The 14,796-nt window shown below is 42.0% G+C and carries 15 protein-coding genes; 3 read left to right on the forward strand and 12 right to left on the reverse strand.

Annotated features, from left to right (window positions below; all coding sequences use genetic code 11):
- The first annotated feature begins 190 nt into the window (after positions 1-190).
- Positions 191-445 carry a carbon storage regulator CsrA gene (csrA, locus tag B3D47_RS00330; RefSeq protein WP_004892562.1) on the forward strand — a complete coding sequence of 85 codons (255 nt, stop codon included), beginning with the start codon at positions 191-193 and terminating at the stop codon, positions 443-445.
- 109 nt (positions 446-554) lie between these two features.
- Here csrA and rnhB read toward each other — a convergent pair whose 3' ends face one another.
- The 7 genes from rnhB to yaaA form a co-directional block, all read right to left on the reverse strand.
- Positions 555-1,148: a ribonuclease HII gene (gene rnhB, locus B3D47_RS00335; RefSeq protein ID WP_071320653.1), complete on the reverse strand. Its 594-nt coding sequence runs from the start codon at positions 1,146-1,148 to the stop codon at positions 555-557.
- 71 nt (positions 1,149-1,219) lie between these two features.
- Positions 1,220-1,603, reverse strand: a complete 384-nt coding sequence (locus B3D47_RS00340) for a hypothetical protein (protein ID WP_004892554.1) — start codon at positions 1,601-1,603, stop codon at positions 1,220-1,222.
- Positions 1,604-1,726: 123 nt separating this feature from the next.
- Positions 1,727-2,074, reverse strand: coding sequence for a hypothetical protein (locus B3D47_RS00345; protein WP_184104614.1), 348 nt, complete (start codon positions 2,072-2,074; stop codon positions 1,727-1,729).
- A 60-nt stretch (positions 2,075-2,134) separates the two neighbouring features.
- On the reverse strand, positions 2,135-3,136 hold the full coding sequence (locus B3D47_RS00350) for an adenosine deaminase (RefSeq protein ID WP_286859313.1): 1,002 nt from the start codon (positions 3,134-3,136) through the stop codon (positions 2,135-2,137).
- 77 nt (positions 3,137-3,213) lie between these two features.
- Positions 3,214-4,536, reverse strand: coding sequence for an NCS2 family permease (locus B3D47_RS00355; protein WP_004892544.1), 1,323 nt, complete (start codon positions 4,534-4,536; stop codon positions 3,214-3,216).
- Between the two features lie 404 nt (positions 4,537-4,940).
- On the reverse strand, positions 4,941-5,102 hold the full coding sequence (locus B3D47_RS00360; protein WP_155756525.1) for a hypothetical protein: 162 nt from the start codon (positions 5,100-5,102) through the stop codon (positions 4,941-4,943).
- An 822-nt stretch (positions 5,103-5,924) separates the two neighbouring features.
- Positions 5,925-6,707, reverse strand: coding sequence for a peroxide stress protein YaaA (gene yaaA, locus B3D47_RS00365; protein WP_004892538.1), 783 nt, complete (start codon positions 6,705-6,707; stop codon positions 5,925-5,927).
- Positions 6,708-6,831: 124 nt separating this feature from the next.
- Here yaaA and B3D47_RS00370 point away from each other — a divergent pair, with 124 nt between their 5' ends.
- Positions 6,832-7,461, forward strand: a complete 630-nt coding sequence (locus tag B3D47_RS00370; protein ID WP_004892534.1) for an alpha/beta hydrolase — start codon at positions 6,832-6,834, stop codon at positions 7,459-7,461.
- Between the two features lie 42 nt (positions 7,462-7,503).
- Here the strand turns inward: B3D47_RS00370 and B3D47_RS00375 are convergent, their stop codons facing one another.
- The 4 genes from B3D47_RS00375 to pheA form a co-directional block, all read right to left on the reverse strand.
- The gene (locus tag B3D47_RS00375; RefSeq protein ID WP_008302545.1) at positions 7,504-7,869 is read right to left on the reverse strand and encodes a hypothetical protein; all 366 of its coding nucleotides are present in this window, start codon (positions 7,867-7,869) and stop codon (positions 7,504-7,506) included.
- Positions 7,870-7,969: 100 nt separating this feature from the next.
- A complete protein-coding gene (locus B3D47_RS00380; protein ID WP_286859316.1) occupies positions 7,970-10,216 on the reverse strand; it encodes a bifunctional prephenate dehydrogenase/3-phosphoshikimate 1-carboxyvinyltransferase in 2,247 nt (748 codons plus the stop codon).
- 3 nt (positions 10,217-10,219) lie between these two features.
- Positions 10,220-11,311: a histidinol-phosphate transaminase gene (hisC, locus tag B3D47_RS00385; RefSeq protein WP_286859318.1), complete on the reverse strand. Its 1,092-nt coding sequence runs from the start codon at positions 11,309-11,311 to the stop codon at positions 10,220-10,222.
- Positions 11,312-11,376: 65 nt separating this feature from the next.
- The gene (gene pheA, locus B3D47_RS00390) at positions 11,377-12,486 is read right to left on the reverse strand and encodes a prephenate dehydratase (RefSeq protein ID WP_004892523.1); all 1,110 of its coding nucleotides are present in this window, start codon (positions 12,484-12,486) and stop codon (positions 11,377-11,379) included.
- Positions 12,487-12,971: 485 nt separating this feature from the next.
- Here pheA and B3D47_RS00395 point away from each other — a divergent pair, with 485 nt between their 5' ends.
- On the forward strand, positions 12,972-13,490 hold the full coding sequence (locus B3D47_RS00395) for a DJ-1/PfpI family protein (protein WP_286859322.1): 519 nt from the start codon (positions 12,972-12,974) through the stop codon (positions 13,488-13,490).
- A gap of 82 nt (positions 13,491-13,572) precedes the next feature.
- Here B3D47_RS00395 and B3D47_RS00400 read toward each other — a convergent pair whose 3' ends face one another.
- A complete protein-coding gene (locus B3D47_RS00400) occupies positions 13,573-14,715 on the reverse strand; it encodes an acyl-CoA dehydrogenase family protein (RefSeq protein ID WP_004815368.1) in 1,143 nt (380 codons plus the stop codon).
- Positions 14,716-14,796 lie beyond the last annotated feature (81 nt).

The following is a 14,796-nucleotide window of genomic DNA, read 5'->3' on the forward strand; positions in this document are numbered from 1 at the left end:
AGCCACTATAGTTTTTTTTATAGTGGCTCTGTTATATTAAGGGCGAGGATTTATAGAAAATTTAAATAGATGATAATCCCAACCAAGATGGTGCGTGGTGATCTGTTCGATTTTCTCTTGTGATTTCAAGTTGTGTTTCAACATACATTCTAAATTGAATGCACGTTTAGCGTTTTGCAAGGAGATAAACATGCTGATTCTGACTCGCCGTGTCGGAGAAACTTTGATGATTGGAGACCAAGTCAGCGTGACTGTGCTTGGCGTAAAGGGCAACCAGGTACGTATTGGGGTGAATGCGCCAAAGGAAGTTTCTGTCCACCGTGAAGAAATTTACCAGCGTATTCAGCATGAACGTGCAATGCATGAGCATCTTCAACATATTGACCAGGACTATCAGCCTTCATTTGAAGATGATACCTCTTCTCAGAATAACTTTAATCGTTAATTTCTGCGAAAAATAATAAAGCGGCTCTAGGCCGCTTTTATTTTTTTCTACACTTTTACCGCACTTCACTTAGACATTCTATGTATTTATAAAATATTCTATAAATGTCTTATAGCTCCAGTTCACTCTGTTCCTGCATAGCTGCAATGGCTTTACGCACAGGACCAAAACTGCGTCGATGCTCTTCAATTACCCCATGCAAGGCAATTGCTTCAAAATGTGCTTTGGTTGGATAACCTTTGTGCTTGGCAAAACCAAAGTGTGGGAATTTATGATCCATTTCAACCATCTGATGATCACGAGTTACCTTAGCCAGAATACTTGCTGCTGAAATCTCGGCATGCAGTGCATCCCCACCAATGACAGCATCACAACTCATCGCCAAACCTCGAGGAATCTTGTTGCCATCAACCAGTACATGATCTGGTTGAATATCAAGTGCTTCTACCGCACGACGCATCGCCAGCAATGAAGCCTGCAAAATATTATGTTCATCAATTTCTGCTGCAGATGCTTCGGCAATTGCCCAAGCCAATGCTTTTTCCTGAATTTCAATAAATAACTTCTCACGTTTCTTTTCAGTGAGTTTTTTCGAGTCATTCAGGCCTTCAATCGGATTATTCGGATCAAGAATAACTGCAGCCGCCACCACTGAACCCACCAATGGACCACGCCCTGCCTCATCTACACCTGCAATTCGCATCATATTTCCTTCAATTATTCAGCCCAAATATAAAAGCGGCCAAAGTGGCCGCTCATTTAAGCAAATCTTGCTTAGTTTTTCAAAGTTTCTACAACACAGGCATTCAATGTGCTACTTACCACTTTAGTTACCAAGGTTGCTTGAGAAGTTTTGTCCATTGCAGCAATAACCAGGTCAGCTGCTGTTACGCTAGTAGTCGCTTTCTCAGCTACACATGAACATACTTCGTTTTGTAATTCAGTCTGCTGAGTTTCAGTCATCAACTTAGATGCTGTTTTCCAGTAGGTATTATTGTTGATTTCAGTGACGCATTTTGCTTGCACGCCTACTTTGACTGCAGCCATTGCCAAGCCGTTCGCTGTAGTTGCAGCAGTTGAACCTGTTGTACCATCAGTGGTAACACAAGCAGTTAAAACAAAAGCCATGGGTGCAAGTACAGCTGCTAATTTTTTCACTGTAAATCCTATGTTGTGAATTAAAGATGCACTATTTTGCCGAAAATTAAAGCGTGAATAAATCACTATTTCAGCCCATGGAGTCAGTTGTGCAATTAAACGACGCCCATTGAAAACCCTGACCTATTTCACTAATTCCTGTACACAGCCTTTCAGACTATTCGCTACAGCTTGACGTGCCAACTGGTTTTTCGCTTCTTCATTTACTGTTGCTTTAAGCAAAGTTGATGCCGGCACATCTTTTAAAGCATGTTCACCCACACAATCACAGACATTGTGTTCCAGTTTGGCTTTATTAGCGTCCTGCATCAGATAGGTCGAGACTTTCCAGACTGTGGAATCTTTGAGCTCTTGCCCACATTGATAGGCAATCACTGGCTTTAAAGCTTTTTGAGTCAGGCTTATATCGGCATGACTATGTGTCCAGAAAGCCAAAACAGCCACAGATATCGCGATAATATATTTTTTCATGAATTTACTCATTCAACAGAAAAAAGGCGGAGCGAACTCCACCTCTTATGTACAGTTTACTTAAACCAATGCTTTGATCTTACTAATCCAGTTAGCCTTGTCTGCTTCACTGATAAATGAGGCTTCAAAGGAATTGATCGCCAACTGTTTTAACTCATCATTGCTTAGATCCAAAGCTTCAGCAATAGCAATAAAATTGTCATTCATATAACCACCAAAATAAGATGGATCATCCGAATTCACAGTGACATGCACACCCTGCTGTAACAGGCGACGAATATTATGTTGCTGCATATCGTCCACCACACAAAGCTTTAAGTTTGAAAGTGGGCATACTGTCAGCGGCATTTTTTCTGCAATCAAACGCTGCATCAATCCCGGATCTTCCTCAGAACGTACACCGTGATCAATACGATTCACTTTCAACAGATCTAAAGCTTCCCAGACATATTCTGCCGGACCTTCTTCACCCGCATGTGCCACAATCAGGAAACCTGCTTCACGCGCTTTAGCAAAGACATGTTCAAATTTAGAGGGCGGATGTCCAACTTCACTTGAATCCAGCCCCACCCCAATAATTTGATCTTTATATGGCAAAGCCTGTTCTAGAGTTTCAAATGCTGCTGCTTCACTGAGATGACGCAAAAAACACATGATCAGATGTGAAGTAATACCGAGTTTTTCTGCGGCATCATCACACGCACGTTGCAGACCCTTCAGTACTGTTTCGAAAGCAATTCCACGATCGGTATGGGTTTGCGGATCGAAGAACATTTCGGTATGTACAACATTGTCTTCGGCACATTTTTCAAAATATGCCCAGGCCAGATCGTAAAAATCCTGTTCATGAATCAGAACATTAGCACCGGCATAATAAATATCTAAAAAGGATTGCAGATTATGGAAATTATAGGCCTGTCTAACTTCCTCGACCGACTGGTAAGGAATGGCAATCTCATTACGTTGTGCAATTGCAAACATTAACTCAGGTTCAAAAGTACCTTCAATATGCACGTGCAGCTCTGCTTTTGGCATCGCCTGTATTAATTCAAGACGGTTCATCACTACTCCTGATTAAACCTGAGAAAAATAAAAAAGGGCGCAAACTGAGTTTACACCCTTTCTGAATTTGACAAAAATCAGCCACCGAATAGCGCGAATTTCAATGCCCAAAGCACAGCAACAATCCACACCATATACGGTACAGTTGAAGCCTTACCTGTGAGTAATTTAATCAAAGCATAGCTGATAAAACCCATCGCGATACCATCAGCAATTGAATACGTGAATGGCATGAATACGATAGTCAAGAATGCTGGAACAGCTTCTGTAATATCGTCCCAATCAATATGCACGATACCTTGAATCATCAACACACCCACAAACAAAAGGGCTGGTGCTGTTGCAAAGCTTGGTACAGATTGAGCAAGAGGTGCCAAGAATAAGCAGGCAATAAACAGGAAACCGACAATCACTGCGGTTAAGCCTGTACGACCACCTGCAGCTACACCTGCTGAAGACTCAATATATGGTGTAGTTGAAGACGTACCTAATGCTGCACCTGCCACAATTGCAGATGAGTCAGCAAATAGTGCTTTTTTCAAGCGAGGTAATTTACCATCTTTTAATAAACCTGCGCGGTGAGAAACACCAACAAGAGTACCTGTTGAGTCGAATAAATCGACCAAGAAGAATACGAAGATGACACCGATCAAGCTTGCAGTAAACAAACCCTCAAAGTCCATTTGCATAAAAGTTGGCGCAATTGAAGGTACAGCACCGACCACACCTTTAAATTCGCTCAGGCCCATGGCAGCCGAAATGCCCGTCAGTACTAAAATACTGATGATAATTGCACCACGAACTTTAAAATGATGCATCACAACAACCATTAAGAAACCAAGCAATGCAAGCAATACCGATGGCTGTTTAAGGTCGCCTAGACCAACTAAAGTTGCTGGGTTATCGACAATAATTCCTGCATTTTTCAGCGCAATAAGCGCAAGGAACAAACCAATACCACCACCAATCGCCAGTTTTAAGGACATTGGAATAGCATTGACGATTGCCTCACGTATTTTGAACATACTGATGGCAATAAATACCAGACCTGACACAAAAACGGCGCCCAATGCAGTTTGCCATGGCACACCCATTCCCAGACATACAGAATAGGTAAAGAAAGCGTTCAAGCCCATGCCAGGTGCAAGCGCAATTGGATAGTTTGCTACAAGACCCATCACCAGACAGCCAATTGCGGCTGCAAGACAGGTTGCAACGAAGACAGCCCCATGATCCATCCCTGTTTCGGATAAAATCATTGGATTGACAATAATGATGTAACACATCGTTAAGAATGTCGTTACACCTGCAAGAACTTCTGTACGGAAACTGGTTTTGTTTTCACTCAGTTTGAACAGACGTTCCAGCATGTTTTCGGAAGATGGATTAGGAGTCGTCATGACCTAGCCCCTATTGAGTAAACTTTATGCCTGAGCATTCCATAAAATCCCTCTACTTATTAGGTAAAGGATTTTGCGGATGAGTTAGCAACGAATATGCCAGCATCGCTATTCGACGGGTCAAGTAATCTTAAAGCACAGCAAAACAGTAACTATGCACTAAGCACAAAAAAACTAAACAAAAAAGCTGCATAACCTTATGCAGCTCATTAATAAATGAATTGAATCAATTGGTTACAATAACTCAAATCTGATCCAATATTTTGTTTTCAGAATTATAACACATTGATTTTTTATTGTTTCTAAAATTTAACTTTAATTCTCTATTCAATTTTCAACTGTACAGTCATTTGAAAAGTTCATTGATTTTATGCAGTTAATAGCTCACTCAAGCAGATATCTTCTTAATGACGAATGTGCTTACCCTCAATTGCCTGCAAAGAAATCTTGGCATCGGTAATAATGCGGCTTATTTCCTGCTGGCGCCTGTTTTCACTTTGCTTATACACATAGTATCCCAGTACCCCGACCAATAAAGCGCAAACTGGAATTACATAACTTTTCATAATTATAGGCATTCTTTTACATTTTTAAAATTGTATGAATAAATTATCAACTAATCATGTGACAAAGTAGGTGAAATTCTATATGAATTGTAATCAATATTATGAATTTGTAACCTAATTGACTCAGTTTAGCTTTATCAATATCAGGAATTCTACAATAAAAAAATAATGCTTTTATTGTTAATACAAAGCATTAATCTTCTTAAATATTTTTATTAAAATACATTTCTTTCATAAATCAAAAAATGATTGTTTTATTCATATTTATAGATATTAAAAGCCCTTTCTCCCTTTGGGATGAGAAATATTACTTCGAACAGGGTGAGGAGATTTATTAGAAAAAATCTCTCTCTGAGGAGCATGCTCCGCAAGCCTCCTTATAGGAGAGGTAATTCCCTTTATAGGGATTCAAAAATGATTTATAAAAAAATCCTATAATTAAAATTAATTATGAAAATCTTAAATAAATATCTATTTCTAGTGAATATTTAATTTAAATAAACTTTAATTATTTTGAAATAAAGAATGGGGAAAATTGAGTTTCTTACAGCCTTATCTATAAATTTTTCTAAATCAATTTTTCTGACCCATTGTCAAAATCATCGATTAAAACTTGTATATTTTAACTGCTAACTCTCCCATATTTGCCGTTCTACTTTGAAATAGAATAAATTTTATCCTTTAAAATTAATGCTTCTTTTTGTAGCAGAATTCTTATCTGTAAAAAGAAAAAACTTATTTTATGCGCCTTTTTAATGCTTAATTATTCATATATAAAAAAAGATCACCCACAGATGATCTTTTTTTATTAAATAAGACTACCTAAGCAGCGAGTTGTTCATCACGCTTGAACACCAGCTCACCTTTAAGAGAACTCTCTGAATCAAAGTAGTACCCATCAGTATTAAAACCTTTCAGTCCCTCTACGCGATCGATCTGGTTTTCAATAATAAAGCGTGCCATCAGGCCACGTGCTTTCTTGGCATAAAAGCTAATCACTTTATATTTGCCATTTTTCTGATCCAGAAACACAGGCTTGATGATTTCTGCCTGGATTTTACTTTCCTTCACAGATTTATAGTATTCATCAGAAGCAATATTCACCAAAAGTTCTGAATTCGCCGCTGCGAGATCATAATTGATCAGCTCAGTAATGGTATGTCCCCAGAATTCATACAGGTTATGACCACGAGAATTGGCAAGTTTTGTTCCCATCTCTAATCGATATGGCATCATCAGATCCAATGGACGTAACAAACCATATAAGCCGGACAGCATACGCAAATGTTCCTGGGCATAGCTAATATCATGATCTTTTAGATTATAGGCATCCAGACCTGTATAAACATCGCCCTTAAAGGCAAAAATCGCCTGTCGTGCATTTGACAGATCAAACTCTGGCTGCCAGTCACGGAAACGCTCAACATTAAGATTGGCAATTTTTTCACTTACTGACATCAGACTGGAAATTTCTGTTGCTGATAACTTGCTGGCAACTTCTATCAATTCCTGGGAATGTTCCAGCAATCTTGCTTGCGTATGCTGATCTGTTGGTAACGATGATTCGTAGTCGAGGGTCTTTGCAGGGGAAATTAATGCGAGCATAGCCAACCTGGTTAAAAAGTGATTAATCAAACTATATCAGTCGAGTTATTTTAATTCCAATTCATGTTTTTACTTAATACAATCGTTAAAATACGCCTTTCTCCCCTCATTTATCGATTTTCCTATGTCCGAGCAAATTTTCCTTCAGGGTCCTGTGGGACAAATTGAAGTTTTTGTGGATTATCCTCAGGGTGAAGTGAAAGGATTCGCGGTTGTTTGTCACCCCCATCCATTACAAGGCGGTACACCACAACATAAAGTTCCAGTATTGCTGGCACAAATGTTTTTAGAGCGTGGTTGTGTTGTCTATCGTCCAAGTTTCCGTGGTTCTGGTCAAAGTGATGGAATACATGACGAAGGCTATGGTGAAACTGATGATGTACTTGAAGTGATTAAATTCGCTCGTACTCAACATATTGGCTTGCCATTCTATGCAGGTGGCTTTAGTTTCGGTGCGCATGTCATGGCCAAAAGCTATGCCACGCTACCTATAGAATTACAGCCTAAACAGACTGTTTTATGCGGTTTGCCAACCGCCACCGTAGCAGGTTTACGCCACTATGTAACACCGCATATTAAAGGTGACATTCTGTTCCTACATGGTGAAGCCGATGATGTAACCCTGTTGTCGGATCTGATTGAATGGGCTAAACCACAGCGTCATTTGTTGACCATTTTACCAGGTGCCAATCATTTCTTTACTGGTTACCTCAAACAGTTGCGTATTGCGATTACGCGCTTTTTAATGCTGTAAAAATTCCATAATTAAAAAAAAGCGGCTCAATGGCCGCTTTTTTTAATTTTTCCATTCGAATTCACTAAAGCTTTCTTGCTCTTTGAGTGAAGCTTCTACGGCCTGTGCCAGTTGATTAAGAAGGCTTTGTTCTGTAATCCGATCCAGCCAGTCTTGTTCTTCATCTGGATAAGACGCAATCTCACAGACAAAATGCCCTTCACTGTCGCGACTTTCACAACTCACCGAAAGTGGCAATGCATGTTCATCTACTGCAACAGCAACCTGTCCACCACTTTGTGGCAGGGTTTGAAAGCCATATTTTCCGAGTTCATCAGCAAGAAATTGCGCGACATACTCTTGGGTCTCACGACTATCCTGTAATTGCTGTTGGCTTTGAGTATTGGCAATAAATTTTAATTTTCGCATCGCTACATCCAAATGGTTTTTTTCTTGTATGGGTTTAGCATAAGCCAATATAAACAAAACAGCCAAGCAAAAGCTTGGCTGTTTCACATAAATTTAAGGATTATTCTGTCACTTTAATCGCCAGACCAGCCTGAGATGTCAGTGCAGTAAAGGTTGGGAAGCTGGTCGCGACTGTTTCAGTCCCGACAATCTTGATTTCACCTGAGTTACGCAGACCTGCAATCGAGAAACTCATTGCGATACGGTGATCATGATGCGATTCAATTTCACCACCGGTAAAGATTGGTGACCAGTCACCTGCCTTGCCTTTACCTTCAATGATGATGCCATCTTCAGTTGGGGTACAGTCAATACCCATGGTTTTTAAACCATCCGCCATGACCTGAATACGGTCTGACTCTTTCACGCGAAGCTCTGCAGCACCGGTCAAAATCGTCTGACCTTCGGCACATGCCGCTGCAATGAATAATGCAGGGAATTCATCAATGGCCAATGGCACCTGATCTTCTGGCATATGAATGCCTTTTAATGTACGTGTACCACGAATATGAATATCTGCAATCGGTTCACCGCCCGCAATACGCTCATTTTCAACCGTAATGTCCGCACCCATTTGCTTCAGAATTTCAATGACACCAGTACGGGTGGAGTTAATACCTACAGCTTCTAAAGTCACGTCTGCATTTTCAGTAATTGCCGCACCCACCATAAAGAAGGCAGCAGATGAAATGTCTGAAGGCACCTGAATATTGGTTCCGACCAGCTTACCACCACCTTGCAATGAAATTCGGTTGCCTTCGGTTTTCACTTCATAACCAAATGCACGCAGCATACGCTCAGTATGGTCACGAGTTGGTTCAGGCTCAGTTACCGAAGTTTCACCCTCCGCCCACAGGCCTGCAAGTAGAATTCCTGATTTCACCTGAGCAGAGGCCATTGGCAAATCGTACTGAATCCCTTTAAGGTTTTGGTTGCCGGTGATGGATACAGGTGGCGTACCGCGCTCACCCGTAGTCTGGATCTGCGCGCCCATTTCACGTAAAGGCTTGGCAATACGTTCCATTGGACGTTTAGACAGTGAAGCATCACCGGTCATCACAGAATCAAATTTCTGCGCTGCCAGCATACCGGACAACAAACGCATTGATGTACCTGAGTTGCCCATATACAGTGCAGACTGTGGTGCTTTCAAACCATGCATCCCCACACCATGAATCGTCACTTCACCATTTTTAGGCCCCTCAATGCTCACGCCCATATCACGGAAAGCTTGCAGAGTCGCTAAAGCATCTTCCCCTTCAAGGAAACCGGTCACATGGGTTGTACCTTCAGCGATAGCACCAAACATGATGGAACGGTGTGACACAGATTTGTCACCTGGCACGGTAAATTTGCCCTGGAATTTCTTGGCACCCGGCTGAATGGTAAATTGTTGTGTCACTTGATTTTTCTCCATGAAAGGTTTCTTGGCGAGCATATGGTTGAAATGCTGGCGAGCTGCCTGCGCATGTCCCAGTAAGCCCATCAATGCTTGGGAATCTTCGTCTTCAATCAGCTTGCGGATAATTTCTAGCTGAGCCTCAAAGCCATCTACAGCATTCAGAATTGCTTTTTTGTTGGCAAAAAAGATGTCATGCCACATTTGTGGATCACTGGCTGCAATTCGGGAAAAGTCCCGAAAGCCGCCCGCAGCATAACGAAAAATATCTAAATTGTCTTCACGCTTGGCCAGTTGTTCGACCAGGTTAAAGGCCATCAGATGCGGAAGATGACTGGTATGCGCCAGCACTTCATCATGCTTTTCCACATCCATGCAAATCACTTCCGCTTTTGCCGCCTGCCACAGTTGAATCAGTTTATCGACTGCCCACGCTGCACTGGTCGGCAACGGCGTCAAAATCACCTTATGATTGACAAACAGATCAACTTTACCTGCATGCACACCCGTATGTTCTGCACCCGCAATCGGATGTCCCGGCACAAAACCTGCAGGTAATGCATCACCAAAAACCGCTTTGGCCGCCTCAACTACATTGCCCTTTGTGCTACCCACATCGGTAATAATGGCACCTTCAGCCAGATAAGGCTGAATCGTTTCCAATACTTTTTGCGTAGCACGTACGGGTAAAGCCAGGACGATCAGGTCTGCACCTTTGACAGCTTCTACAGGATCTGCATAGCCTTCGGAAATTAATCCCAAGGCTTTGGCATCTTCCAGCGTTTTTTGCGAGCGGGTCGATGCCACGATGTCATTGGCTAAATGTTCAGCCTTAATCACACGTGCCAGACTTGAACCAATCAGTCCAAGTCCAATAAAGGCAACTTTTTCAAACAGTGGCTGCGACATAACTTAAGCTTTTGCCTCTAAGCCAAGTACTTTGCCGAGTGCAGCAAGGAATTTGGCATTTTCAGCTTCGGTACCAATCGATACGCGCAAGTGGTTAGCAATACCCACTGGACGCACAATCACACCTTGCTTTAATAAACCATTAAAGGTTTCAGCAGGATCTGCTTGAACATCGACCAGGATGAAGTTGGCACGAGATGGCACATAGTTTAGACCTAGAGCTTTAAAACCCGCTTCAAGCTGTGCCATACCTGCCTTGTTCACTTCACGAGATTTTTCGATGAAGGCTTCATCTTTCAGTGCAGCAACTGCAGCCACCATCGCCAAATGGTTAACGTTAAATGGCTGACGGATACGGTTTAAATAGTCCGTTACTTCAACCGATGCCAATGCAAAACCAACACGCAGTGCAGCCAGACCATAACACTTAGACAAAGTACGGCTGACAATCAGGTTAGGATACTGCTTCAGGAATTTCAGGCTATTGAAGTTTTCCGGGAAATATTCCACATACGCTTCATCCAGCACTACGATCACATTTGCCGGCACTTTCTGCATGAACGCTTCAAATTCAGCTTCTTCAAACCAGGTGCCTGTCGGATTATTTGGATTGGCAATAAAGATCAGCTTGGTATTGTCTTTAATTGCAGCCGCCATGGCCTCAAGATCATACGAGAAGCCTTTTGCTGGTACTTCAATCGCTTCAGCATGGATCGCTTGAGTTACCAGAGCATATACTGCAAATGCATGCTGGCTGTAAATCACAGAATCGCTTGAAGAAACGAATGCGCGGGCAAACATTTCCAGTAAGTCGTTTGAACCGTTGCCCAAAGTAATCTGGTCATGATTAAAACCAAATTGCTCTTTGATCTGATCTTTCAGGATAAAACCACCACCATCGGGATAACGGCCAATTTCTGCCAGTTCTGCAGCGACTGCTTCTTTGACTTTATCTGAGCAGCCCAACGGGTTTTCATTTGAAGCAAGTTTCACGATATCGGTGATCCCTAACTCACGTTCAAGTTCACTGATTGGCTTACCTGGCTGGTATGGCTTTAACTTTGAGATGCCTTGATTGGCTGGCACGAACGACATTTTATACTTCCGATTTACGTGTGAAACAGTGGTCAGCACCCTCGCACTGACCACAAATGGCTGACTTAAAGTACAGCTTGAGGATATGAACCCAATACGCGAACTTCTTTCACCAATGGGCGAATTTCTTCAATCGCAGCTTTAACATGTTCCTGATCAATATGACCTTCCAGATCGATAAAGAATACATAAGCCCATTTTTCAGGCAGTGCAGGACGAGTTTCAATACTTGTTAGACTAATGTTGTGCTTGGCAAATGGTGCAAGGATCTCAAGCAATGCACCGGCGCGGTCATGCGCTGACACCAGCAGTGAAGTTTTGTCATTACCGCTTTGTGGTACTTTCTCGCGGCCAATCACCAGGAAACGTGTCGTATTTTCCGGATTGTCCTCGATATTGCTGTGCATAATCTCAAGATTATAGATGTTCGCAGCAATTTCTGAAGCAATTGCAGCAGAATGCCATTCATTCTGAATACGGCGCGCTGCTTCAGCATTTGAACTGAGTGCGACACGCTCAACACCTGGATAATGGGCATCTAACCATTTACGGCATTGTGCCAGAGTTTGCTGATGCGCATAAATCTGCTTGATACTGTCTTTACGGGTATTTTCAGAGATCAGGAACTGGTGATGAATTGGCAATTCTACTTCACCAATCACATTCAGATGCGAAGTTTTGAAACAGTCTAAAGTATGGTTCACTACACCTTCAGACGAGTTTTCAACTGGTACCAGACCATAATGCGCACTTCCCGCTTCTACTTCACGGAACACTTCATCAATGGTTGGCAATGGACGTACTACAGCATCATGCCCAAAATGTTTCAATACTGCTGAATGCGTATAGGTACCCACAGGCCCCAGGAAAGCAATACTTTGTGGTGCTTCGAGCGCTAAACATGCCGACATGATTTCACGGAACAGACGTGCCATGGTGGTATCAGACAGTGGCCCCTCATTACGTTCCATAACATTACGCAAAACCTGCGCTTCACGTTCAGGACGGTAAAACAGTGGATTCTCTTCTGAAGCAAACTTTGCTTTTGCTACAGCTTCTGCCAAACGCGCACGGCGATTAATCAATTGCTGAATTTGCTGATCAACTGAATCGATATCTTCACGAATCTTAGCCAAATCAAGAGAAGTCGTAGTGTTTTGATCGTCGTTGATCATTGTTATGTCGCCCTTCATAAACCGTAACTGTTTCAGTATAACAATAGTAAGCTTTCAAATGTTACGCAATATGACTTTGTCTTTTAAAAGTCAGTTATTTATGCGTTGCCTAACCACTCATCGCATCTGCAATGTTTGGTAACATTTTCCACAGCGTATTTAGCAAAAATTACATTATCAAATTGTAAAGTTTGCGTTTGCATCTTAACTGATTTTAGGATGGATGAATTATCATTATTTCTTAATCTATATAACGATTTTAACCATAAGAAAAATCATGCAAAGACTCAAAAATCAGCAATAGAAAGATGTTGCTAGATGATCAATAGTTCATTTTAAAATTACCGCTCAACATCCGGCACATATGCTTTTTTTACTTGTTTTAACAGAGATTTTTACATTTAACATGTATTTATTTACAAAGCAGGGACGATTTTTAAACCTTATCCCGCTAGTCTGTTCAAAACTTAGGCAGGAGCAAATACATGCCAAAAAGAATAGCTGTGCTCGTTACTCATAACTTTGATGATCAGGAATATTTTGAACCTGTAGAAGCCTTTCGTGCTGCCAGTCACAGTATCTGCAATATTGACCATGAAGCTGGAAAGGTCATATATGGTCGGAAACATACAGCTTCAGTGACCATAGATGAAAGTATTGACCAGATCTGTGTCGATGATTTTGACGCATTACTAATTCCAGGTGGAGAATCCCCCCTGACCTTCACTTCAGATGCTGTCGTTCTAAAGTTGATTCAGGAATTTAATGCGGCCAATAAAACCATCTTTAGCATCTGCGATGCTTCATTATTACTCGGTGCGGCTGACGTGCTGAAAGATCGGATTATTACCAGTATTCGTGACCATGCGCACTGGCTGCAAGATGCAGGCGGTCGTTATTATGATGCAGAACTGGTCAATGATAATAACCAGTTGATCTCTTCACGTGTACCAGACGATTTACCTGTGTTTATTGATGAGTGCCTAGAAGTATTAAGGTCTTAAAATATGAAAAATGTCATTTGCTCCCTTACATAAAAATGAGCCCTTATAGGCTCACTTTTACTTTATAGCGAATGAAATACTTTTAGCGACCTAATAGGCTACGTGCCACGATTTCTTTCATGATCTCGTTCGTACCACCATAAATCCTTTGGATACGCGCATCGACAAAGAAACGGGAAATCGGATATTCAGTCATATAGCCATAGCCCCCAAACAGCTGGAGCAAATTATCCGCAATTTTCATCTGCATGTCAGTTGAAAAACTTTTTAAGGCTGCTGCCGTTTCAACATTCAGCTTGCCCTGCATATACAACTCAACATTCTGGTTATAAAACGCCGCTGTTGCCAGTTCATCAATCTTGGCCTGTGCCAATACAAAGCGAGTATTCTGGAATTGGCCCACTGCCTGACCAAAGGCTTGACGCTCTTTGACATAGGTCGTGGTGATATCAATTGAACCACGAATCGCACCCAAAGCCGTAGCCGCAATCGCAGTGCGCTCACGTGGCAGTTCTTGCATCAGGTATGCAAAGCCTTGGCCTGGTTGACCGAGTAACTGATCTTTTGGCACTTTGACATTATCAAAGAACAGCTCAGAGGTATCTTGTGAGTGCAGGCCAATTTTGTCCAGATTGGTGCCTTTCTTGAAACCTTCCAGATGAGTATCTACCAAAAGCAGTGAAACACCTTTGGCACGTGCCTGTGGATCGGTTTTTACAGCCAGCACTACCAGATCGGCATGCTGACCATTCGAAATAAAAGTTTTGGAACCATTTAACAGATAGTGGTCGTCCTGCAAAATGGCACTGGTTCGAATTGCCTGCAAGTCAGAACCGGCACCTGGTTCAGTCATACCGATGGCACCGACCACCTCACCAGTCACCATTTTAGGCAGCCAGTATTTCTTCTGTTCTTCAGTGGCGATATGCAGGATATAGGGTGCAGCAATATCCGAGTGACATGACAAACCAATAGAGAGTGCACTAAATCCTGCACGTGCAGACTCTTCGAGTAACATTAAGGAGTAATGGGTTGGCACACCATAGCCCCCATATTCTTCTGGAACATCCACACAAAGAAAGCCATTTTCACCCAGCGCATTCCATACCGAACGTGGAATCTTGCCCTCACGTTCCCATTGCTCATAGTGCGGTGCAATCTGTTCGCTCATAAAGCGTTTAAAGTTATCGCGGAATAATTCCAGGTCTGCATCATATGCCAGCATTGTTCTATCCTTGTGGTGTTTATCATTATATTTCCACAGACAGGCTAGCGATTTTTAAAGTCAGTGTCATGCGCTAATATG

Origin of the sequence: Acinetobacter sp. UBA3461 (assembly GCF_002381195.1) — a bacterium.
Classification (GTDB): Bacteria; Pseudomonadota; Gammaproteobacteria; order Pseudomonadales; family Moraxellaceae; genus Acinetobacter; species Acinetobacter schindleri.